Below are 21,617 nucleotides of genomic sequence, written 5' to 3'. Positions count from 1 at the left end.
GTAAGCGCTGTGAGGCGTTGAGCTAACCTGTACTAATTGCCCGTGAGGCTTAACCATACAACACCCAAAGGGTTTTGTGGACTCAATGTAAGAACATTGAATGTGTAAGAACTGACAGCTTTCCAGATTAAAGAATTTGCTTGGCGACCATAGCGATTTGGACCCACCTGATTTCCATTCCGAACTCAGAAGTGAAACGAATTAGCGCCGATGGTAGTGTGGGGCTTCCCCATGTGAGAGTAGGACATCGCCAGGCTTACATTTCGTTTTTAGATTTTAGAAAAATCTAAAGGCAAAAACTTAGACTCAAGAGTCTAACCAGTGCGGAGCGGTAGTTCAGTTGGTTAGAATACCGGCCTGTCACGCCGGGGGTCGCGGGTTCGAGTCCCGTCCGCTCCGCCACTTATTCCAGACCCCAGCAGAAATGCTGGGGTCTTTTTGTTTTTATCCGAGTATGTTTCTCATCGACCAAGGCATGTCGATGGCTTGCCGTCCCGACCGTCCATCTCTTATTCACATAGCCGAGCCTGACGCTAGGCTTTGGTTGTTTTAAAAGCCCGTCGCTTACGCCACGGGCTTTTTGTGTATTAGGGAGCAGGAGTGCTTCAGGTGTGGAAATCGGGTACGGGCTGTGGATTACGCGCTTTGAGATGGCACTAATATTCTAGTTATTCGCTCCAAACAAAAAGGGTTGACGCTTTCACGCCAACCCTCCGATCTTTTCTCGCTTCTCGCTTCTCGCTTAAAGAATAATATCTCTCACTTCAGCATCTTTGCGTTCTAGATAGTGGATAGATTTAATTCGACGGATAGTACGACAGCGGCCACGGATTAATAGCGTCTCCGTTGTCGCGATATTACCTTGGCGTGTAATGCCTTCTAGAAGATCACCTTTAGTGATACCAGTTGCTGAGAACACGACATTGTCGCTGCGAGCCATATCTTCCATAGTGAGTACTACATTCGCCTCGACGCCCATTTCTTCACAGCGTTTAAGCTCTGCTGCGCCATAAATGCGGTTTTCTTCTGTATCCCCTTTCACTTCATGGCGAGGCAGTAGACGACCATGCATGTCGCCGTCTAGTGCACGGATCACTGCGGCAGATACTACCCCTTCAGGTGCACCACCAATGCAGTACATGACGTCTACTTCACTGTCTGGCATACATGTAAGAATCGATGCTGCCACATCACCATCAGGGACGGCAAATACACGCACACCCATTGCCTGCATTTCATCGATAACGCCATCGTGACGAGGCTTAGCTAGCGTAATTACAACTAGAGTATCTAGGCTTTTACCAAGCGCTTGTGCGACGTTCTCTAGGTTTTCTTTTAGTGGCTTGTGTAAGTCGATGCAACCTTTTGCGCCTGGACCTACAACGAGCTTTTCCATATACATATCAGGTGCTTTTAAAAAGCTTCCCTTTTCGCCAGCAGCGAGTACCGCTAATGCGTTAGATTGGCCCATCGCCGTCATGCGAGTGCCTTCGATAGGGTCTACCGCGATATCGACTTCGTCGCCACCTAGGCCGACATTTTCACCGATGTAGAGCATAGGAGCATCATCGATCTCGCCTTCGCCGATAACGATTTCGCCACTGATCTCAGTTTTGTTGAGTAAGCTACGCATTACTTCTACAGCGGCACCGTCGGCTGCATTCTTATCGCCACGGCCAAGCCATTTGTAGCCTGCCAGTGCTGCACCCTCGGTAACTCGAGAAAATGCCATTGCTAAATCGCGTTTCATGATGACTCCAAGTAAAGGATAAAGAGAAAAAACAAAAACGGCAGGATTTTACCATATCAAAAAGGAAACGTTTGCTTTTTTGCCTATAAGGTCATTGAACAGGATCAATTTAGTCGCTTAAATAGAGCACATTTCGTCGCTTTTGACTCAGATGTAAAGCTATTGTCAATTTGCGCTGTTTTTTTAAGCGAATGATGAAAAATATCCAAGATAGGGCGTGTCTATCAGCGCTCGGCTGAGTAGAATGGAACAAAACGGGTTTGGATCATCGATGACCAAAACCTTTCCCCGAATAACAAATAGGTAGGCCAAGATGTCTTTTGAAGTATTAGAACAGCTAGAAGCAAAAATCCAAACTGCAGTTGATACTATTGCCCTTCTGCAAATGGAAGTAGAAGAGCTTAAAGAAGAGAAAGAGAAACTTGCGACAGAAGCAAACGAACTACGTAGCAGTCGTGAAGAGCTAGAACACAAAGCGCAGCAAATGCAGCAAGAGCATTCAGCGTGGCAGGAGCGCATCCGCAACCTACTTGGTAAAATGGACGATGTAGAGTAATAGGATAGAACCTATATTTTTCGTAGCAGGCTGGACTTGATGTTCAGCCTTTTTTGTATCGAGCGAAAAAATAAAGGCCGATAAGGTTATCGGCCATGGGAATGAGAGTTTGGCTCTGGTTAGCCTTGAGGACGTACGCCAAGTGTATGGCACAGTGCATACGTCATTTCTGCACGATTTAGCGTGTAGAAGTGGAAATCTTTAACGCCTTCACGACTTAGGATTCGAACCATATCAATTGCGTGGCTGGCGCCGACAAGCTGGCGAGTTGTTGGGTCATCATCTAGCCCTTCAAACTGCTTTTTCATCCAACCAGGCACTTTCACTGCATTCTGTGCTGCAAAGCGAGAAGCTTGCTTGAAGTTGGAAACAGGTAAAATGCCCGGTACAATCTCTACGTCGATACCCGCTGCCACACAGCGGTCACGAAAACGCAGGTAGCTCTCAACATCAAAAAAGAATTGCGTAATAGCGCGGTTCGCACCAGCATCAACTTTGCGTTTTAGGTTGAGAAGATCCGCCTGAGCACTCTTTGCTTCAGGGTGTACTTCTGGGAATGCCGCGACTGAAATGTCGAAGTCATGGCGAGCTTTTAACAACTCGACTAAATCAGAAGCATACATTTCAGGTTTACCACCACCCGGTGGGATGTCACCACGAAGGGCCACGATGTTGTGAATGCCGTTCGCCCAGTAGTCATCTGCAATTTGGATCAGTTCTTCGCGAGAGGCGTCAATACACGTTAGGTGTGGAGCTGCGACTAAGCCAGTTTCTGCCTTAATCTCTTTAATGATGGAGTGAGTTCTATCGCGTTCACCTGAGTTTGCACCGTAAGTCACAGAGACAAATTTTGGCTTAAGATTTTTTAGACGGTGTACAGAATTCCACAGTGTTTCTTCCATTTTTTCACTGCTAGGTGGAAAAAATTCAAATGAAACATTGATGTTGTCAGAAAGCTCAGCGACATTCTGATTTAAGGCGTCGATATGACTAGCGTGTGTGTATCCCATCTTACTCTCTCCCAATGGCCATCCATGCCAAAAAACTCATAATTCCCAATCGACGTTTAGACGTCTATATGTCTACAGAATGAATTGAATACGATTTAATGTCAACTCTGTAATTATGAATTTTTCTCAAGTTGATTATGAGCGGGTTTCAAGTTGATTGGCAACCCATGATTTTGTTTGCTATTTGAGATAGAGCAAGGGCGCTAAATCATTTAGCGCCCTAGAGGTTAAAGTAAACTGGATAGTAGATTTAGGTCGGATTGAATTGCGCCAGCGGTGACCTCTCGGCCTGCTCCTGGTCCACGTATTACCAATGGGTTGTCTTTATACCATTTACTTTCAATGGCGAAGATGTTGTCACAAGGGAGTAGATTAGCTAACGCATGCTCTTTGTTGAGTGCCTCAACGCCGACGGTTGCAGTGCCGTTTTTCTCAAGTCGAGCAACATAGCGCAGTACTTTATCTTCTCTTTGTGCCTTTTTAAGACGTTCAGCCAGCAGTTCACTGAGTAACTGGCTTTGATCAAAAAACTCATCGATAGTTAGACCTGTGAGCTCTAGAGGCACGAGACTTTCGACTTTTACTGATTCTGGCTCAATGACAAGCCCTGATTCACGCGCAAGAATAACCAGTTTGCGCATGACGTCTGAGCCATCGAGATCGTGGCGAGGATCGGGTTCAGTTAATCCTTGCTGCCATGCCAGATCGACGAGCTCTGCAAATGGTACGCTGCCATCGTACTGTTGGAAAAGCCAAGAGAGCGTGCCTGAAAAAATGCCAGACAGCGCAAGGATGTCGTCACCACTTTCACGTAAGTCTCTAACGGTGTGATTGATCGGTAATCCTGCACCAACGGTAGCATTGTAAAGCCAGTGACGGTTGATCTTGGCAAATGCCTCTTGTACTTGATGGTAGTATTCGCTGGAAGCGGACCCTGCTACCTTATTTGCAGAGATCAAATGCATCCCTTGCTCTGCGATCTCTAAGTAGCGTTCTGCTAGCGTCTTACTTGCGGTGACATCTAAGATGACAAGGTCATCATAGCCTTGAATGGAACCGAGCACCTTAATCCAATCACTGCCCTCGTGACTGATCGCTTCTTCATCAAAATGAGTTGCGACTTGGGCTGCATCAATGCCATTTGGGTTAAACCAATAAGTCTGGCTATCGATAGCAGCAACTAACTCAAAGTTCATTCCATGGCGTTTTTCTAGCTCAGTTTTCTGTTCGGAGAATAGTGCCAGCCAACTGGAGCCGATATTGCCTTTGCCACACAGTGCAATAGCGACTCGTTTTTGCGCTTGGAAAAGCTGACTGTGAATCGATTTGACCAGTAGTTTAGTGTTTGCCTTACGTAGCACTGCAACAAGGCTAAGGCCTGATAAGGATTCAGAGATAAACTCAACTGGCGAGTTCTTTAGCTGTTGGTAGAAACCATAACAATGGTTGGCATTCTTTGTCACACCGGCACCAACGGCGGCGACCATCGAGTAACCTTCTTTTAGTTTGATTTCCGCTTCAAACGCTGCGTCTTGTAAATGCTCTAAAGCACCGCCAACAATTTCGCTGGTATACGCTAAGCGTATAGAGTGTTGGTCTGGTTGAACCTCGTAGGTAAGAGGTTCAAGCTGGGCACGTTTGAGGCTAGCAAGTACCTCATTTTCAATACGTTGGAAATCATGTCGAGAAGAGAAGTAAAGTTCGATCAATAGCACTTCATCGAGAGATGAAATGATTTTAGCCCCTCTTCCTGATGCCAATACACGTTCAATACGAGTTGACCCCGACTCTGGCTGATAGCTACAGCGAAGGTGCAAATCCATCGAGCTTTGAGCGACAGGTTGTAAGGTTCTGCTGTGGAGAACTGGCGCTGCTAGTCGTGCCAACTCGCTTGCTTCGTCTAAGCGTAATAGTGGTAAGAGACAGGCGTCGGAGACCAATCTTGGATCTGCGCTATATACACCCGCAACATCGCTCCAGATAGTGACACGGTTTGCTTCCGCGAGAGCACCAATCACGGTTGCAGAGTAGTCAGAGCCATTTCGTCCTAAGAGAACAGTGTGTCCTTGCTTATCTTGTGCCATGAAGCCTGTAATCACGATACGATGATGGACATGTTGCGCAAGCACTTCTTTAATTAATGGATAAGAAGCGCCACAATCAACTTCAGGTTGAGTGCCTGCTTCTGCACGAAGGAAGGCGCGGGCATCTTGCGCGACAGCAGGTAAATTGGTTTGGCAGAGCAAGGCAGCAAGCAGGCGAGACGACCAGACCTCTCCATGGCCAAGCACCGCCGCTTTTTGTGCTTCGTTGAGAGGGAAAGTTAATTCTCCCAAGGTACTGAATTCATCCTGAAGAGTAGCGAGTAGTTGCTGTTTAGTTTCGCCTTCAATCAGCTCTTCAACGAGTTCAGTTTGAAATACTCGTAAGGATTGGAGTTCTTCATGAGCAATGCGCCCATCAGTTGCGAGCCCTTCAAGAAACGCGATCAGTCGGTTCGTTGTTTTACCAGCCGCAGAGACAACGATGAGATCATCCGGTCTTGAGTACTCTTTTAGGATACCCACTACGCGGCGATAACATTCAGGATCCGCTAAGCTACTTCCGCCAAATTTATGTAGCTGACGTTCATGAGACATTATTGAGCCTCCGCTGTTTTAGCAAATGCTTGCTTTAAATCTGCAATTAAGTCGTCTGCATCTTCAAGCCCGACAGAGATGCGTAGCAGTTGCTGTGACACTCCAGCTTCCGCTAGCGCCTCTTCTCCCATTGCTCGATGGGTCATAGATGCAGGATGGCAAATTAGGCTTTCTACGCCACCTAGAGATTCAGCCAACGAAAATAGCTCTAGTTCGCCAACAAAGTATTTAAGCTGTTCGAAAGTACCTGCAAACTCGAAACTGAGCATCGATCCAAATCCGGTTTGTTGCTTCTTAGCAATGTCATGACCAGGATGATCAGGCAGGCTAGGGTGATAGATTTTGCCTACAAGTTGTTGAGTCTGAAGGTAGCTGAGAATTTTGCTAGAACTCTCTTCATGGACTTTCATTCGTGCTCCGAGTGTTCGTATGCCACGTAGTGTCATGTAACTGTCGAAAGGAGTGCCGGTGGCGCCGATACAGTTACCCCACCACGCTAACTCTTCCGCGTGTTGTTCATTTTTGGTAATCACCACGCCGCCAATAACGTCTGAATGACCATTGATGTATTTAGTCGTTGAGTGAATGACAAAATCTGCACCAAGCTCAAGAGGTTTCTGGAATACAGGAGTCAAAAAGGTGTTGTCGACCGCAACCAATGCGCCGACCTTTTTGGCTTTTTGGCAAACACTTGCGATGTCAACGACTCGAACCAATGGATTTGACGGTGTTTCTAAGAGGATCAGTTTAGGCTTTTGCGCCAATGCCTCTTCGAGGGCTTGCTGGTTTGATTGGTCAACAAACAGGACTTTGAAATCCCCTTTGTTGGCACGAGTGTTAAATAGTCGGTAGGTGCCCCCGTAGCAATCGTGAGGTGCGACGATAATATCGCCAGGGCTCAAGAAGGCTGACACCCATAAATTAAGGGCGGATGTACCGCAGTTAGTGACCACTGCCCCTTTGCCTGACTCAAGTTCATATAGGGCGGTTTCTAATAGGCCTCGGTTTGGGTTGCCAGAGCGAGTGTAATCGTACTTAGGCACTTCTCCGAAAGCTGGGAACCCATAGTTGGTCGAAAGGTAAATGGGTGGAACAACTGCGTGATGTTGAGTGTCAGACTCGATACCAGTACGTACCGCGATTGTGGCTGGTTTACGGGTGCTCATAAATGTTTCCTTTCGACCTTAAATGACTTTTTCAATGGAATAGGCTATAAGCTCTTAAGAGCCATATCGTGGCCATCCCAATCCTTTATTCAATTTACTTTACTTGCCATTTTATAGGACGTCAATACTTCTAGACGTCTATATGTCTTTGCTTGTGGCTATAAATACCGCTAAAATTGGGGTTTCTATTTTCAAACATAAAAATTGATAAAAGGTGCGCAATGGCAGATTGGAATGGCGAATACATTAGCCCATATGCTGAGCATGGAAAGAAAAGCGAACAAGTAAAGAAGATTACTGTTTCTATTCCATTGAAAGTATTAAAGGTTTTAACAGATGAGCGTACACGCCGTCAGATTAATAACCTACGCCACGCAACAAATAGTGAGCTATTGTGTGAAGCATTTTTGCATGCTTATACAGGGCAACCGTTGCCTACAGATGAAGATTTACGTAAAGACCGCCCTGACGACATTCCTGCTGAAGTGAAGAAACTGATGACGGAAATGGGTATTGAGTTCGAAGCGTTTGATGACGAATAACAAAAAATATTAGCACCTTTATTTTTCGCTGAAAGCCGATAACATCATCAAAAATAAAAAAACCGCTGAATATGACAGCGGTTTTTTTGTCTTTATCACCTCAGAAACAATGGATTATTGTTCCATGTAGCTTGCTGGCATTTCAATGCGAGCGACACCTGAGTCTACCGCGGCTTGAGCAACTGCTTTTGCAACGCGTGGTAGTAGGCGAGGATCCATTGGTTTAGGAATGATGTAACCCGGGCCAAAAGACAGGGCGTCAACACCTGCTGCAGTGAGTACTTCAGCCGGCACTTCTTCTTTGGCTAGCTGACGAATTGCGTCGACTGCTGCTAACTTCATCTCATCGTTGATTTCACTTGCACGCACGTCGAGTGCACCGCGGAAAATGAATGGGAAGCACAGTACGTTGTTGACCTGGTTAGGGTAGTCACTGCGACCTGTGCCCATAATCAGATCCTGACGTACTTGGTGAGCAAGTTCAGGTTTGATTTCTGGATCTGGGTTAGAACATGCAAATACCACTGGCTTGTTCGCCATTAAAGCAAGCGCTTCAGGAGAAAGTAGGTTTGGACCTGATACACCTAGGAACAGATCAGCACCTTCAATCACGTCTTCTAGAGTGCGCTTGTCAGTATTGTTGGCAAACAGTTGTTTGTATTCGTTCAAATCATCACGGCGAGTGTGGATGACGCCCTTGCGGTCAAGCATGTAGATCTTCTCACGCATAGCGCCACATTTAATCAGTAGTTCCATACATGCGACAGCCGCAGCACCTGCACCTAGACAGACAATCGTTGCGTCTTCGAGTTTCTTGCCTTGTAGCTCGATAGCGTTAAGCATGCCAGCTGCAGTAACAATCGCAGTACCGTGCTGGTCATCGTGGAAAACAGGAACATCACAACGTTCAATCAGCTGCTTTTCAATCTCAAAACAGTCGGGTGCTTTAATGTCTTCTAGGTTGATGCCGCCAAACGTATCAGCAATATTCGCAACCGTATCGACGAACTCTTCGATAGTGCGGTGTTTGACTTCAATATCAATAGAATCTAGACCTGCAAAGCGTTTGAATAGAAGAGCTTTGCCTTCCATTACTGGCTTAGAGGCAAGAGGACCTAAATTACCAAGACCAAGAATCGCGGTGCCGTTAGAGATAACAGCGACCATGTTGCCTTTAGAAGTGTATTTGTAAACGTTGTCTGCATTTTGTGCGATTTCACGTACTGGTTCTGCTACGCCTGGGCTGTATGCCAAAGCAAGGTCTTTAGCGGTTTCTGCTGGCTTTGTAAGTGCGATCTCAATTTTCCCTGGAGTAGGGATTGCGTGGTAATCCAATGCTTGTTGACGAAATTGTTCTTCAGGGGATAGTTCTTGGCGATTGTCGTCTGACATAGGTGTAGGTACTCGTTAATAATTATATGGAAAGGGGGAATCCATTCTAGAGTAACTAAGTCAAGCTGCCTAGGTGAGAATGCGAGCTAAAGCAAGAAAAAGTAGTAAATGACTGGAGATAAGACCAGATGAATAGAGATATAGCTAGCGAATATCGCCAATTGTAATAGATTCGCCTGAAAAATGAGTAACGAGCAAAGAGCAGAAAACAAAAAAGGACGCCTGGGCGTCCTTTTTTAATTCGGTAACAAGGAAGTTATTACTTCTTGCTTGATAGAGCACCGAAACGCTTGTTGAAGCGATCAACACGGCCGCCTGTATCAACGATACGTTGCTTACCAGTGTAGAATGGGTGACATTTGTCACATACGTCTAGGTGGATAGAATCTTTGTCTAGAGTTGAGTTGAACTCAAAAGAGTTACCACAAGAACAAGTCGCTTTGATTGCTTTGTATTCTGGGTGGATACCAGCTTTCATGGGAGAACCTCTGTAATAGGCCGTGTCGCTATCCGAATCTAAGCCGGACACCACACGTAGTTAATAAAAATAATCTAGGATACCGCTGCATATCAGCAAGCCATATCTCTAAGGCGCGATATAGTAATGAATACATCGGTTAGGATCAAGCCGTTTCAGCATAAAGTTGCTACTTTTTTAGCCTGATTAGGTTGAATGGTGCTGGTGTTGTTCTCTTTCAACCAATGACCTTTTCCCTTAGACTAATTAACCTCTTCTCTTACTGAACTTTAAAGCCTATATGCGACCAACTATTGCCCGTGTAGCTCTGCCTGTTCCACTGGATAAACAGTTTGATTATCAGATTCCCAGCCATATGTTTCCAATCATAGGCGGGCGTGTCTCGGTGCCATTCGGCCGTCAGACATTAGTGGGCATAGTAACGGCATTGGTTAATGAATCGGAGTTTGGTCTCGATAAGTTGAAACCGATTAAGCAAGTGCTTGATAGTCAGCCTGTTTGGTCGCAAAGCCTCTACTCCTTGCTGGTTTGGTGCAGTCAGTTTTATCAGTATCCGCTTGGCGACACTCTGTTCAATGCCATGCCGAGTGCATTGCGTAAAGGGAAAGAGGCAGACTTTGCCACCTTAGTAGAGTGGCGGCTCACTGCAAAAGGTCGTGATCAGCTCATGCAGGGGTTTGGTCGTGCAGTAAAACAAGCAAAAGTAATGCGTATGCTCGAACATGGTTCGGTGGCACATCAAAGGTTTTTGGATGAAGAAGTCTCTTCGGCTGTTTTAAAATCCTTAACGGAAAAAGGTTGGATAGAATCCATTGAGAACAAACCTGTGATTCGAGATTGGCGTCAAGATGTTGAGGCCAAGGTCGACAAACCCAAATTGAATTCAGAGCAAGCTATTGCAATCGCGACAGTGAATAGCGGTGAAGGCTTTGGTTGTTATCTACTTGAAGGGGTAACGGGCTCGGGTAAAACCGAAGTGTATCTTAATTTGATCAAGCCAGTGCTAGAGCAAGGTAAACAAGCTCTCGTGTTGGTACCTGAAATAGGCCTGACGCCACAAACCATCAACCGCTTCAAGAAGCGATTTAATGTGCCTGTAGAAGTCATCCACTCAGGTCTCAATGATACTGAACGCCTTAATGCGTGGTTGAGCGCTCGTGATAATGCATCGGGTATTGTGATTGGCACCCGCTCAGCATTATTAACCCCTTTCTCTAACTTGGGCATTATTATTGTTGATGAGGAGCATGATGCCTCATACAAACAGCAGGATAGCTTGCGTTATCACGCTCGTGATGTGGCGGTGATGAGAGCCAATAAGGAGCAAATTCCTATCGTATTGGGGTCGGCAACACCAGCATTAGAGACACTACACAATGCATTGGCGGGTAAATACCATCACTTGATCCTCTCTTCTCGTGCTGGAAATGCGACGCCAACAACGAACAAAGTCCTCGATGTTAAGGGGCTCTATTTAGAAAGTGGATTGTCCGCTCCGCTGATTGCTGAGATGCGCAAACATCTCAAGCAAGGTAATCAAGTAATGCTGTTTCTCAATCGGCGTGGCTTTTCTCCGGCACTGATGTGTCACGAATGTGGTTGGATTGCAGAGTGTAAACGGTGTGATGCGTATTACACATATCACCAATTTAGCAACGAAATTCGCTGTCACCATTGTGGTTCACAGCAACCGATTATCCACCAGTGTCAAGGATGTGGTTCAACGCACTTAGTGACCGTTGGGGTGGGGACCGAGCAGTTAGAAAAACAATTGTCAGAACTTTTTCCTGAATACAAAACCATTCGTATCGACCGAGACAGTACACGTCGAAAAGGTAGTTTAGAAAGTGCATTAGGGGCTATTCGCAAAGGAGAATACCAAATTCTAATTGGTACACAGATGCTCGCAAAAGGTCATCACTTTCCTGATGTGACGTTGGTGGGGCTCTTGGACGTAGATGGTTCTCTTTACTCCAGTGACTTTCGTGCCTCTGAACGTTTAGCGCAACTCTTTATACAGGTTGCTGGTCGTGCAGGGCGAGCGAGCAAACCCGGCGAAGTCGTACTGCAAACACACCATCCTGAACACAGTTTGCTGCAAGCGTTACTGACGAAAAGTTACCGCCACTTTGCAGAAACAGCGCTACAAGAACGAAAACTGGCTCAGTTACCGCCTTATTCGTTTTTAACCCTATTTCGAGCCGAAGCCAATCAATCCGAAACAGTTGAAGAGTTTCTGCGTCAGGTTCGCCATACCTTAGAGGCACATCCGCTGTTTGATGATCTGTGCCAAGTCCTTGGCCCTACACCCGCTCCGCTAGCCAAAAGAGCAGGAAAGTATCGTTGGCAACTACTACTGCAAACGCAAAGTCGTCCTGTTATGCAGAAATTGTTGGCCAGTGCTAAGCCGGCCATCGCATTATTGCCATTGGCCAAAAAAGTGCGTTGGAGCCTCGATATTGAACCTCAAGATTTAAGTTAGCCTGCCAGTAGGTTTTATTCTAAATGGACATGTTTTTGCTTAAATAGATCATTGATGAGTCATTGCGAAAATCAATATTCACACCTTTTTCATTTATTTGTGATCGAAATCTCCTCTCAGGCGCCAATTTTGTTAAATCTCCCGTAACTTTGTGTTTTGAAATGAATAAACTAGGTCGTGTGCAATGTGTTGCTCTCAAACTGTTATTTGTGAGTTAATCGTTTGCTCGAGGCATATTAATGAGAAGATAGGTATTTAGCCTACAAATCGACATCATTTTAGCCGTTGAGGCTATGAGATAAATTCCAACTAGAAGCTAAGGTGGCAACCGAGCTACCGTTGAAGGAAACGAAGAGGGTAAATTTTATATGGCGACAATGAAGGATGTTGCCCAGCTTGCAGGAGTATCAACAGCGACTGTATCAAGGGCGTTGATGAATCCGGAAAAAGTATCATCAGCGACGAGAAAAAGAGTTGAAGATGCGGTATTGGAAGCTGGTTATTCACCAAACTCGTTGGCGCGCAATTTGCGCCGCAATGAGTCAAAAACAATTATCGCGATCATTCCGGATATCTGTGATCCTTACTATACCGAAATTATTCGAGGTATTGAGGATGCTGCGATGGAGCACGGTTACATTGTGCTACTCGGCGATAGTGGTCAGCAGAAAAAAAGAGAAAGCTCATTTGTGAACCTTGTGTTTACTAAACAAGCTGATGGCATGTTGTTGCTTGGTACCGATCTCCCCTTCGATGTCAGTAAACCTGAACAGAAGAATTTGCCTCCTATGGTGATGGCGTGTGAGTTTGCGCCAGAATTAGAACTCCCAACTGTACATATCGATAACCTGACTTCCGCTTTTGAGGCGGTTAACTATCTCACGCAGATGGGGCATAAGCGCGTCGCTCAGATCTCGGGACCGCAATCGGCGGTGTTGTGTCAATTCCGTCATCAGGGCTATCAACAAGCTCTACGTCGAGCGGGTATTACGATGAATCCTAATTACTGTACGTATGGGAATTTTTCGTTTGAGGATGGTGCCAAGGCAGTGCGTCAGCTGCTGGCGTTGTCTGAACCTCCAACAGCGGTCTTTTGTCATAATGATGCAATGGCTATCGGTGCGATTCAGGAAGCGAAAAAGCTCGGTATCCGAGTACCACAAGATTTATCCGTGGTTGGTTTCGATGATATCCACTTTGCACAGTATTGCGATCCACCGCTAACTACCATTTCACAGCCTCGCTATGAAATCGGTCGTCAGGCGATGCTAATGATGCTTGAGTTATTGCGTGGCCATGACGTTAGAGCAGGATCGAGACTATTGGAAACGAAACTGGTTGTTCGTGAAAGTGCTGCTCCTCCGCGAGTGCTTTAAAACATACCTCTCAGCGGCACATTTTGATGTGCCGCTTCCATTTATACTCTGTCATCAAGTGGCGATCTGCATTAACATGTCGGCAGTAGTAAACAAAATTATTGATGTTAAGTAGTGGCGAATCGAGATTACGTTAAAAGAGGTCGTGGTGGAAACAGCCGCCAGCCGACCAAAAAAACATCTGCACCACGTCGTAAACCATGGCGCAGTGGCCTGTTAGCTATTTTGCTGGTGGGTGTGTTTGGTTATGGTCTGTATACCCTCAGTAATGATCCTGAGCCACCAGCGCCAGTTGTTGAACCGGTTAAACCAAAATCGAAGCCAGCAACGCAAGCCAAACTGCCACCACCTCCAGAAGAGAAGTGGGATTATGTCGATTCGTTGCCAAGCCGAGAAGTCGAAGTAAAAGCTAAAGAGCAGGTGGTATCTGAGATTCCATATATCATGCAGTGTGGCGCTTATAAGACCGCTCAGCAAGCTGAAGCACGTAAATTGGATATCGCTTTTCAGGGCATCAATAGTAAGATCCGTAAAAAAGAAGACAGCAGTTGGTATCGTGTTGTGCTTGGACCTTATAAGTTCAAGCGAGATGCGGAACGAGACAAGCATAAGCTACAACGCGCTAAAATCGAACCTTGCGCAATCTGGAAAGAAGCGCAGTAGAAGTTTTAAAAACGAACCCAATGGGTTCGTTTTTTTATGCCACGTAAACAGAACGGGTCCCGCCCTGCGAGAGTTTAGAACGGACTTCGTCCTTCGAGATGTGGGGGCGGGTAGTGAGTTGATAGAACCAGGTGTTGACAGGACTTGTCCCAGCGAAGAGATAACACTCTCGCCTCTCGCCTGCCCCTTGAATTTCCAATCCCTAAACCTCATATAATCTCTAACATTGAGATTAAAATAACTATGAGGCCCTGCTCGTGACTACCATTGTATCTGTACGTCGTAATAACAAAGTCGTCATCGCTGGTGATGGCCAAGTATCACTAGGTAACACCGTGATGAAAGGCAATGCACGAAAAGTGCGTCGTCTGTACAACAACAAAGTGCTAGCTGGCTTTGCGGGCGGTACTGCAGATGCCTTTACGCTGTTTGAAAAGTTTGAAAGTAAACTGCAAATGCATCAGGGTCATCTAACTAAAGCTGCGGTAGAGTTAGCGAAAGATTGGCGAAGTGACCGTGCCCTACGCAAACTGGAAGCTCTATTGGCTGTTGCTGATGAAACGGCTTCTTTGATCATTACTGGTAACGGTGATGTTGTTCAGCCAGAAAACGATCTGATCGCAATTGGTTCGGGCGGTAACTTTGCTCAGGCTGCGGCTACAGCTCTGCTAGAAAATACAGAATTAGATGCTCGTGAAATCGCAGAGAAGTCACTCAAGATTGCAGGTGATATCTGTGTGTTTACGAACCATTACCACACTATTGAAGAACTAGAAATTCCAGCTCAACAAGCAGCTGAATAACCAAAGATAGTGGCTAACTAATTTAAGGAAAAGATTATGTCTGAAATGACACCTCGCGAAATCGTCCATGAACTTAACCGCCATATCATTGGTCAGGACAAAGCTAAGCGATCGGTAGCGATTGCATTACGTAACCGCTGGCGTCGCATGCAGCTTGATGAAAGCCTGCGTGTAGAAGTGACACCGAAGAACATTCTGATGATTGGTCCAACGGGTGTGGGTAAAACTGAAATTGCCCGCCGTCTTGCGAAGTTGGCGAACGCACCTTTCATTAAAGTTGAAGCGACAAAATTTACCGAAGTAGGTTATGTCGGTAAAGAAGTCGAAACCATCATCCGTGACCTAACGGACGTGGCGATTAAGATGACTCATCAACAGGCAATGGAAAAAGTGAAATTCCGTGCCGAGGAGCAGGCTGAAGAGCGTATTCTTGATGCACTGCTACCGCCAGCGCGTGATGCTTGGGGGCAAAATGAGCAGCGTGACGAAACTTCGTCTAACACGCGTCAGGTTTTTCGTAAAAAACTACGTGAAGGGCAGCTAGACGATAAAGAGATCGAGATCGATGTCGCAGCACCACAAATGGGTGTTGAAATTATGGCGCCTCCTGGCATGGAAGAGATGACGAATCAGCTGCAAGGCATGTTCCAGAATCTAGCGGGTGATACGAAGAAAAAGCGTAAGCTCAAAATCAAAGATGCGATGAAAGCTTTAACTGAGGAAGAAGCGGCCAAGCTTGTTAATCAAGAAGAGCTAAAGGAGCAGGCGATTTTCAACGTAGAAAACAACGGTATCGTATTTATCGATGAAATCGACAAGATCTGTAAACGTGGTGAGAGCTCGGGTCCAGATGTTTCTCGTGAAGGTGTTCAACGCGATCTCCTACCACTGATTGAAGGCAGTACGGTTTCAACCAAGCACGGTATGGTTAAGACAGACCACATTCTGTTTGTTGCTTCAGGGGCATTCCAAGTGGCAAGACCTTCAGATTTAATCCCTGAACTTCAAGGTCGTCTGCCTATTCGAGTGGAACTTGAAGCGCTGTCTAGCGATGACTTCAAACGTATCCTAACTGAGCCTAAAGCGTCTCTGACGGAGCAATACGTTGCGCTGATGAAGACAGAAGATGTCGACATCGAGTTTACGGAAGAGGGGATCATTCAAATTGCACAAGCAGCATGGACAGTGAATGAAAGAACTGAAAATATCGGTGCGCGCCGTCTACATACTGTGATGGAGCGATTAATGGATGAGATCTCATTCGAAGCGACCGATAAAGCGGGCTCCAAGCTAACGATTGATGCCGAATATGTGAAAGCGAAACTTGGTGAAACAATCGAAGATGAAGATCTAAGCCGCTTTATTCTTTAATTGAGCCACATAAAAAAGCCCGCTAACTGAGCGGGCTTTTACTTTGAGTGCTTGTTAAAGCATAAAGATAAAAATGACAGCTAGAGCAGAAATAAGACCTGCAAACGCGTAGCACGCAACTTTACCAACAATACCTGTATGGAATTTAAGATCGTGCATGCCGTGGTGAACACGGTGCATCGCATGCCACATTGGTAGTGCCAGTGTCGCGATGATAAATAGCGCGCCAATGATGCTGGTTGCAAAGTCTACAACACGTTCATAGCTTAGCGCGTCAGCACTGATCACACCGAGCGGTACCAGTACACCTAGCACCAAAATTGTGATTGGTGTGATCATTGCGAACCAAGTACCGCCTGCGCCAAACAGACCCCACCAGATTGGCTCATCAGAACGTTTAGGTGCTCTATCTACAGAGAAATTCGGTTTCATCGTTAAAGCTCCTTAAACCACGATCAAGACAATAAGTGAGATGAAAGCTACCGCCGCCCACTGAGTCAGTACAATGATCTTCTTATCGACAAGTTTACCTTTCAAGCGAATCGGCATTACTTGCGGCATCATACTGAAGAAGGTTTGAGCATGCAGTAGGCTGCCCGCTAGCGCCACGATGTTAATCGCGACGACTACTGGATTCGCCATAAAATCAAGCCAAGTTTGCCAAGCGTCAGGGCCTTTTACCAATGAACCTAAACCGACGGTTAGGAATAGAGTAAACAGGATTAGAGGCAATACAGTTGCTTCACGAAGCATGTAGAAGCGGTAAAAAGGATGATCTTTCCACCAAGTGCGTTTTACTTCACGAACGTAAGGTTTACGGTTACTCATCCTTATGCCTCCTCTGCTGTTTTCGCTGGTGTACCATCAGGCTTCAACATCGCAATAACGAAATCCATCGAAGATTCGACTTTACCTTGGTTCACTGCCGCGGCAGGGTCAACGCTCTTAGGACAAACTTCAGAACAATAACCAACAAAGGTACAGCCCCAAGCGCCGTTTTCGCCATTGATGAGTGCCATACGTTCAGCTTTACCGTTGTCACGGCTATCGAGGTTGTAGCGGTGAGCAAGCGTTAGTGCTGCTGGACCAATGAACTCTGGGTTTAGACCAAATTGAGGACACGCGGCATAACATAGACCACAGTTGATACAACCAGCGAACTGCTTGTACTTCGCCATCTGTTCAGGAGTTTGGATGTTAGTCCCATCTTCTGGCTTGCGGTCGTTACCGATAATGTATGGTTTGATCGCTTCAAGGCGCTCAATGAACGGCGTCATATCAACGATAAGATCTTTCTCAATCGGGAAGTTCGCTAGTGGTTCAATCTTCACACCGTTCGGGTAGTCACGTAAGAAGCTCTTACACGCTAGCTTAGGTACACCGTTTACCATGATGCCGCATGAACCACAGATAGCCATACGACAAGACCAGCGGTATGACAGATCTTTGTCTAGGTTATCTTTGATGTAGCCTAGCGCATCAAGCGTAGACATGGTTTCATCAAATGGTACTTCAAAGGTTTGAAAGTGCGGCTCTGCGTCATGCTCAGGGTCATAGCGCAGAATCTCGACTTTTTGGATGCGATTGCCTGACATTATGCTTGCTCCTCTGCATTCTTCTCTGCTGCTTTAGCTGCTTCTTCAGCCGCTGCTTTCTCTGCTGCTTCACCGTATAGACGAGCTTTTGGCTGTGACTTAGTGATTGTCACTGTGCTGTAGTCGATTTCAGGTGCTGCATCTTCTTTGTAGAAGGCCAGAGAGTGCTTGAGGAAGTTCACATCGTCACGCTCCGTACAACCATCATCTAGACGCTGGTGGGCACCACGAGACTCTTTACGTAAGATTGCTGAGTGAACCATAGCTTCTGCTACTTCTAGGCCATAACCCACTTCGATAGCGTATAGAAGGTCAGTGTTAAACACTTTGCCCTTATCTTTGATGCTGATGCGCTTGTAACGCTCTTTTAGTTCAGTGATTTTGTCGATCGTCGCTTGCATCAGATCTTCTTGGCGGTAGATACCACAGCCCGCTTCCATGGTGTGACCCATTTCAGTACGGATTGTTGCCCAGTTCTCATCACCTTCTTGGTTCATCAGAGCGGCAATACGTTCTTCAACCGCTTTAACTTGAGCTGCGATGGACTCTTCGTTCCAGCCTTTGAATTCAGCTGCACGTTTCACTGCTTGCTCACCCGCTACACGACCGAATACCACAAACTCAGCCAGTGAGTTTGAACCTAAACGGTTCGCACCATGCAGACCTACAGACGCACACTCACCGACTGCGAACAGACCTTTAATGCGTGTTTCACATTCGCCGTTAGTCTCAATACCACCCATGGTGTAGTGCACGGTTGGACGAATTGGGATGGGTTCTTTTGCTGGGTCTACGTTTACGTAAGCTTTAGCCAGTTCACAGATGAACGGTAGACGTTCTTGAAGGTACTCTTCACCCAAGTGGCGAAGGTCTAGGTGCACCACGTCACCCAGAGGGTGCTTGATGGTGTTGCCTTTTTGTTGTTCATGCCAGAAAGCTTGAGAAACTTTGTCACGTGGACCCAGTTCCATGTATTTGTTCTTCGGTTGACCAACTGGAGTCTCAGGTCCCATACCGTAATCTTGTAGGTAACGGTAGCCGTTCTTGTTAACGATAATACCGCCTTCACCACGACAGCCTTCCGTCATTAGGATGCCTGTACCTGGTAGACCGGTTGGGTGGTATTGAACGAACTCCATATCACGTAGAGGTACGCCATGGCGGTAAGCCATTGCCATACCATCACCCGTAACGATACCGCCGTTTGTATTACAGTGGTAAACGCGGCCAGCACCACCAGTAGCTAGAACAACCGATTTGGCTTTGATCGTAACCAATTCACCTTCTGACATGTGAATCGCGATAAGACCCTGAACCTCGCCTTCATCGACAAGAAGGTCTACCACAAAATATTCATCAAAACGTTTGATGTTTTGGTACTTCATCGAGGTTTGGAACAAAGTGTGAAGCATATGGAAGCCAGTCTTATCGGCAGCAAACCATGTACGTTCAACCTTCATACCGCCAAAGCGACGAACGTTAACTTCACCGTTCTCTTTACGGCTCCATGGGCAGCCCCACTGTTCCATTTGAATCATTTCGCGAGTTGCGTTCTTCACGAAGTACTCAACAACATCCTGTTCACAAAGCCAGTCACCACCACCAACGGTATCGTTGAAATGGTTGTCTAGGCTATCTTCATCCTTGATAACTGCGGCTGAGCCACCTTCTGCAGCGACCGTATGGGAACGCATTGGATAAACTTTAGAAATCAGTGCAACTTCTAAGTCAGGGTTTGCTTCAGCTGCTGCAATAGCAGTGCGAAGACCAGCGCCGCCTGCGCCGATCACTGCGATATCTGTGGTGATAATTTGCACAGTTATCCTCCAGTGTGAAAATGCGGAATAGTCCGCTTGTTATAATTAATTGGGGAATGCCCCAAAAGTGGTAGGGCTAGTGTAGAAGAGCTACATGGCAGAAAAATTGATGTATTTGGGTTTTTGCTCCGGTAATGCATATAAGAGCATAAAATTTATAGGTTATGTGATTGCAATCACGGCAAAGAAGGTTTGCTCTTCTTAGATTGCACCGTGTTTTGTTAAATGACTGTTGCATAACATTTGATTGATTGATAATAGGCTGGCGGCGAATGTTTTCTGTGCTGTAATACGACAAATGCTTGCTTCAAAAATAAGCAGAGTGGTGGGTTGTGCAGAGTACAAATATCGGCGTTTATTGCTAGGAAAAGTCGGATAAACTTGATACTTTCTCGCCAGATTAACCCAAAGAGAGTTTTCCAATGAACCACGACTGGCAGCCAACTGCTTCAATTGAACAGCTTCGTCAACGTGCTGATCTAGTGAGTCAGATTCGTCAATTCTTTCGTGCCCGAGATGTATTGGAAGTCGATACACCGGCGATGAGTCATGCCACCGTCACCGATATTCATCTGCATACTTTTCAAACAGAGTTTGTCGGCCCTGGTTATGCCGATGGTAGCAAACTCTATTTTATGACCAGCCCAGAATTTCACATGAAGCGCCTGCTGGCAGCGGGTAGTGGCTGTATCTATCAGATTAATAAAGCTTTTCGCAATGAAGAAAACGGTCGTTACCATAATCCGGAGTTTACTATGCTGGAGTGGTATCGCGTGGGTTTTGACCACCATAAATTGATGGATGAGATGGACGATTTGCTACAACTTGTTCTCAAATGTGGCCAAGCTGAGCGCATGACCTACCAGCAAGCCTTCATCAATGTACTTGGAGTGTGCCCTTTAGAAAGTACGATGGGTGAGCTGAAGGAGGTTGCAGCCAAGTTGGGTTTAAGGGATATCGCTGAACCAGAACAAGATATGGATACGCTTCTCCAACTGCTGTTCAGTGTGGGTGTGGAAGCTAAGATTGGCCAAAATGTCCCTGCTTTTGTTTACGATTTTCCAGCGTCACAAGCGGCATTGGCAAAAATCAATGCGGAAGATCCAAGAGTGGCGGATCGTTTCGAGGTTTACTTTAAAGGTATCGAACTGGCGAATGGCTTCCATGAGCTCGACAATCCGAGTGAACAACTAAAACGCTTCGAATCAGACAATGCTAAGCGAATAGAGATGGGGCTCAACCCACAGCCGATCGACTACCATCTTATTGCCGCTCTGAAATCGGGGCTGCCTGAATGTGCTGGAGTCGCCTTAGGCATTGATCGCTTAATTATGCTTGCGATCGGCTGTGATCATATTGATCAGGTGACGGCATTTCCGTTTCCAATTGCGTAGCGAAAAGTGCAACAGATTCTTATTCTGAGTGTAATTGGCTCGCTTAGGCATCTTAACCTCGCTATACTTCCAATCTGAATTTTTAGCCTAGGGCAGTCACACATTGTTGGAAATGTGGGCGGTTCTATCATCAAAGAGCACAGGACATGCAAGAGTACATCGCATTTTTTCAAGAGAACATGATTCTATCTTTGGTATGGGTGGGTCTATTAGTCGCCCTTATCATGAACATTGTTAAATCATCTACTGCCGCTTACAAAGAGATTACAGCTGCACAAACGACACAACTTATGAACCGTGAAAATGGTGTAGTTGTTGATATTCGTAGTAAAGATGAGTACCGCAAAGGGCATATTACAGATGCAGTTCACATTTTGCCGTCTGATATCAAGGCTGGTAACTTTGGTAGCCTTGAAAACCACAAATCAGCCCCAATCATTGTAGTATGCAAGACAGGTCAAACGGCTCAAGAGAGTGCTAATCTTCTTGCCAAAGCAGGCTTTGAAAACGTCAACCTGCTTAAAAATGGTTTGATTGCTTGGAGTGAAGCCAACATGCCTTTGGTTAAAGGTAAAAAGTAAAT

At 46.0% G+C, this 21,617-nt stretch carries 19 protein-coding genes, 1 tRNA gene and 1 rRNA gene; 11 read left to right on the top strand and 10 right to left on the bottom strand.

The features are described from left to right. Positions 1 to 139: 139 nt before the first annotated feature. Together rrf and ACQEXT_RS15785 are read left to right on the top strand one after the other, a co-directional pair. Positions 140 to 256, top strand: a 5S ribosomal RNA gene (gene rrf / locus ACQEXT_RS15790). Positions 257 to 325: 69 nt separating this feature from the next. Further along, positions 326 to 402, top strand: a tRNA-Asp gene (locus ACQEXT_RS15785). Positions 403 to 742: 340 nt separating this feature from the next. Here ACQEXT_RS15785 and glpX read toward each other — a convergent pair. Continuing rightward, complete coding sequence (glpX, locus tag ACQEXT_RS15780) at positions 743 to 1,750, bottom strand: class II fructose-bisphosphatase (protein ID WP_426952930.1); 1,008 nt, start codon at positions 1,748 to 1,750, stop codon at positions 743 to 745. Positions 1,751 to 2,063: 313 nt separating this feature from the next. Here glpX and zapB point away from each other — a divergent pair, with 313 nt between their 5' ends. After that, positions 2,064 to 2,306: a cell division protein ZapB gene (zapB, locus tag ACQEXT_RS15775; protein ID WP_138973559.1), complete on the top strand. Its 243-nt coding sequence runs from the start codon at positions 2,064 to 2,066 to the stop codon at positions 2,304 to 2,306. A 119-nt stretch (positions 2,307 to 2,425) separates the two neighbouring features. On the opposite strand, the gene metF is transcribed toward zapB, so the two are convergent. From metF to ACQEXT_RS15760, 3 genes are all read right to left on the bottom strand, one after another. After that, positions 2,426 to 3,316 carry a methylenetetrahydrofolate reductase gene (metF, locus tag ACQEXT_RS15770; RefSeq protein ID WP_138973558.1) on the bottom strand — a complete coding sequence of 297 codons (891 nt, stop codon included), beginning with the start codon at positions 3,314 to 3,316 and terminating at the stop codon, positions 2,426 to 2,428. A gap of 227 nt (positions 3,317 to 3,543) precedes the next feature. Further along, on the bottom strand, positions 3,544 to 5,955 hold the full coding sequence (locus ACQEXT_RS15765) for a bifunctional aspartate kinase/homoserine dehydrogenase II (protein ID WP_426952929.1): 2,412 nt from the start codon (positions 5,953 to 5,955) through the stop codon (positions 3,544 to 3,546). Then, positions 5,955 to 7,121 carry an O-succinylhomoserine (thiol)-lyase gene (locus ACQEXT_RS15760; RefSeq protein ID WP_138973556.1) on the bottom strand — a complete coding sequence of 389 codons (1,167 nt, stop codon included), beginning with the start codon at positions 7,119 to 7,121 and terminating at the stop codon, positions 5,955 to 5,957. The genes ACQEXT_RS15765 and ACQEXT_RS15760 overlap by 1 nt, the downstream gene beginning before the upstream one ends. Before the next feature lie 221 nt (positions 7,122 to 7,342). Between ACQEXT_RS15760 and metJ the strand changes: the two genes are divergently transcribed. After that, a complete protein-coding gene (gene metJ / locus ACQEXT_RS15755) occupies positions 7,343 to 7,663 on the top strand; it encodes a met regulon transcriptional regulator MetJ (RefSeq protein ID WP_138973555.1) in 321 nt (106 codons plus the stop codon). Between the two features lie 114 nt (positions 7,664 to 7,777). Here the strand turns inward: metJ and ACQEXT_RS15750 are convergent, their stop codons facing one another. Both ACQEXT_RS15750 and rpmE read right to left on the bottom strand, forming a co-directional pair. Beyond that, complete coding sequence (locus tag ACQEXT_RS15750) at positions 7,778 to 9,055, bottom strand: malic enzyme-like NAD(P)-binding protein (RefSeq protein WP_138973554.1); 1,278 nt, start codon at positions 9,053 to 9,055, stop codon at positions 7,778 to 7,780. 259 nt (positions 9,056 to 9,314) lie between these two features. Further along, positions 9,315 to 9,533 carry a 50S ribosomal protein L31 gene (gene rpmE, locus ACQEXT_RS15745; protein ID WP_138973553.1) on the bottom strand — a complete coding sequence of 73 codons (219 nt, stop codon included), beginning with the start codon at positions 9,531 to 9,533 and terminating at the stop codon, positions 9,315 to 9,317. A 280-nt stretch (positions 9,534 to 9,813) separates the two neighbouring features. Between rpmE and priA the strand changes: the two genes are divergently transcribed. The 5 genes from priA to hslU all read left to right on the top strand — a co-directional run bounded on the left by priA (position 9,814) and on the right by hslU (position 16,228). Beyond that, the gene (gene priA / locus ACQEXT_RS15740; RefSeq protein ID WP_426952928.1) at positions 9,814 to 12,015 is read left to right on the top strand and encodes a primosomal protein N'; all 2,202 of its coding nucleotides are present in this window, start codon (positions 9,814 to 9,816) and stop codon (positions 12,013 to 12,015) included. A 368-nt stretch (positions 12,016 to 12,383) separates the two neighbouring features. Beyond that, the gene (gene cytR, locus ACQEXT_RS15735) at positions 12,384 to 13,391 is read left to right on the top strand and encodes a DNA-binding transcriptional regulator CytR (protein WP_269378380.1); all 1,008 of its coding nucleotides are present in this window, start codon (positions 12,384 to 12,386) and stop codon (positions 13,389 to 13,391) included. 114 nt (positions 13,392 to 13,505) lie between these two features. Next, positions 13,506 to 14,054, top strand: coding sequence for a cell division protein FtsN (gene ftsN, locus ACQEXT_RS15730; protein WP_426952927.1), 549 nt, complete (start codon positions 13,506 to 13,508; stop codon positions 14,052 to 14,054). A gap of 257 nt (positions 14,055 to 14,311) precedes the next feature. Continuing rightward, positions 14,312 to 14,857 carry an ATP-dependent protease subunit HslV gene (gene hslV / locus ACQEXT_RS15725; protein ID WP_269378378.1) on the top strand — a complete coding sequence of 182 codons (546 nt, stop codon included), beginning with the start codon at positions 14,312 to 14,314 and terminating at the stop codon, positions 14,855 to 14,857. Between the two features lie 36 nt (positions 14,858 to 14,893). Next, on the top strand, positions 14,894 to 16,228 hold the full coding sequence (gene hslU / locus ACQEXT_RS15720; protein ID WP_269378377.1) for an HslU--HslV peptidase ATPase subunit: 1,335 nt from the start codon (positions 14,894 to 14,896) through the stop codon (positions 16,226 to 16,228). Between the two features lie 54 nt (positions 16,229 to 16,282). Here hslU and frdD read toward each other — a convergent pair whose 3' ends face one another. The 4 genes from frdD to frdA are packed head-to-tail and all read right to left on the bottom strand — an operon-like array spanning position 16,283 to position 19,640. Next, positions 16,283 to 16,660, bottom strand: a complete 378-nt coding sequence (frdD, locus tag ACQEXT_RS15715; RefSeq protein ID WP_138973547.1) for a fumarate reductase subunit FrdD — start codon at positions 16,658 to 16,660, stop codon at positions 16,283 to 16,285. Positions 16,661 to 16,672: 12 nt separating this feature from the next. Continuing rightward, positions 16,673 to 17,056 (bottom strand): fumarate reductase subunit FrdC, encoded by a 384-nt coding sequence (gene frdC, locus ACQEXT_RS15710; RefSeq protein ID WP_331418545.1) that lies wholly within the window; start codon positions 17,054 to 17,056, stop codon positions 16,673 to 16,675. A 2-nt stretch (positions 17,057 to 17,058) separates the two neighbouring features. Then, positions 17,059 to 17,823: a succinate dehydrogenase/fumarate reductase iron-sulfur subunit gene (locus ACQEXT_RS15705; protein WP_138973545.1), complete on the bottom strand. Its 765-nt coding sequence runs from the start codon at positions 17,821 to 17,823 to the stop codon at positions 17,059 to 17,061. Next, positions 17,823 to 19,640, bottom strand: coding sequence for a fumarate reductase (quinol) flavoprotein subunit (gene frdA, locus ACQEXT_RS15700; protein WP_331427479.1), 1,818 nt, complete (start codon positions 19,638 to 19,640; stop codon positions 17,823 to 17,825). The genes ACQEXT_RS15705 and frdA overlap by 1 nt, the downstream gene beginning before the upstream one ends. Before the next feature lie 422 nt (positions 19,641 to 20,062). On the opposite strand from frdA, the gene epmA reads away from it, so the two are divergent. Next, entirely contained in the window at positions 20,063 to 21,034 is a 972-nt protein-coding gene (gene epmA, locus ACQEXT_RS15695) for an elongation factor P--(R)-beta-lysine ligase (protein ID WP_426952926.1), read from the top strand. Between the two features lie 146 nt (positions 21,035 to 21,180). Then, entirely contained in the window at positions 21,181 to 21,615 is a 435-nt protein-coding gene (locus ACQEXT_RS15690; RefSeq protein ID WP_426952925.1) for a rhodanese-like domain-containing protein, read from the top strand. Positions 21,616 to 21,617 lie beyond the last annotated feature (2 nt).

Source organism: Vibrio sp. TRT 29B02 (genome assembly GCF_050113655.1).
Classification (GTDB): domain Bacteria; phylum Pseudomonadota; class Gammaproteobacteria; order Enterobacterales; family Vibrionaceae; genus Vibrio.
This window is presented reverse-complemented; position numbering and strand designations above follow the sequence as displayed.

What these genes read in the sequence shown, in the direction of transcription:
- glpX (WP_426952930.1), bottom strand. Translation starts at nt 1,750, where the DNA reads ATGAAACGCGATTTAGCAATGGCATTTTCTCGAGTTACCGAGGGTGCA.
- zapB (WP_138973559.1), top strand. Translation starts at nt 2,064, where the DNA reads ATGTCTTTTGAAGTATTAGAACAGCTAGAAGCAAAAATCCAAACTGCA.
- metF (WP_138973558.1), bottom strand. Translation starts at nt 3,316, where the DNA reads ATGGGATACACACACGCTAGTCATATCGACGCCTTAAATCAGAATGTC.
- ACQEXT_RS15765 (WP_426952929.1), bottom strand. Translation starts at nt 5,955, where the DNA reads ATGTCTCATGAACGTCAGCTACATAAATTTGGCGGAAGTAGCTTAGCG.
- ACQEXT_RS15760 (WP_138973556.1), bottom strand. Translation starts at nt 7,121, where the DNA reads ATGAGCACCCGTAAACCAGCCACAATCGCGGTACGTACTGGTATCGAG.
- metJ (WP_138973555.1), top strand. Translation starts at nt 7,343, where the DNA reads ATGGCAGATTGGAATGGCGAATACATTAGCCCATATGCTGAGCATGGA.
- ACQEXT_RS15750 (WP_138973554.1), bottom strand. Translation starts at nt 9,055, where the DNA reads ATGTCAGACGACAATCGCCAAGAACTATCCCCTGAAGAACAATTTCGT.
- rpmE (WP_138973553.1), bottom strand. Translation starts at nt 9,533, where the DNA reads ATGAAAGCTGGTATCCACCCAGAATACAAAGCAATCAAAGCGACTTGT.
- priA (WP_426952928.1), top strand. Translation starts at nt 9,814, where the DNA reads ATGCGACCAACTATTGCCCGTGTAGCTCTGCCTGTTCCACTGGATAAA.
- cytR (WP_269378380.1), top strand. Translation starts at nt 12,384, where the DNA reads ATGGCGACAATGAAGGATGTTGCCCAGCTTGCAGGAGTATCAACAGCG.
- hslU (WP_269378377.1), top strand. Translation starts at nt 14,894, where the DNA reads ATGTCTGAAATGACACCTCGCGAAATCGTCCATGAACTTAACCGCCAT.
- frdD (WP_138973547.1), bottom strand. Translation starts at nt 16,660, where the DNA reads ATGAAACCGAATTTCTCTGTAGATAGAGCACCTAAACGTTCTGATGAG.
- frdC (WP_331418545.1), bottom strand. Translation starts at nt 17,056, where the DNA reads ATGAGTAACCGTAAACCTTACGTTCGTGAAGTAAAACGCACTTGGTGG.
- ACQEXT_RS15705 (WP_138973545.1), bottom strand. Translation starts at nt 17,823, where the DNA reads ATGTCAGGCAATCGCATCCAAAAAGTCGAGATTCTGCGCTATGACCCT.
- epmA (WP_426952926.1), top strand. Translation starts at nt 20,063, where the DNA reads ATGAACCACGACTGGCAGCCAACTGCTTCAATTGAACAGCTTCGTCAA.
- ACQEXT_RS15690 (WP_426952925.1), top strand. Translation starts at nt 21,181, where the DNA reads ATGCAAGAGTACATCGCATTTTTTCAAGAGAACATGATTCTATCTTTG.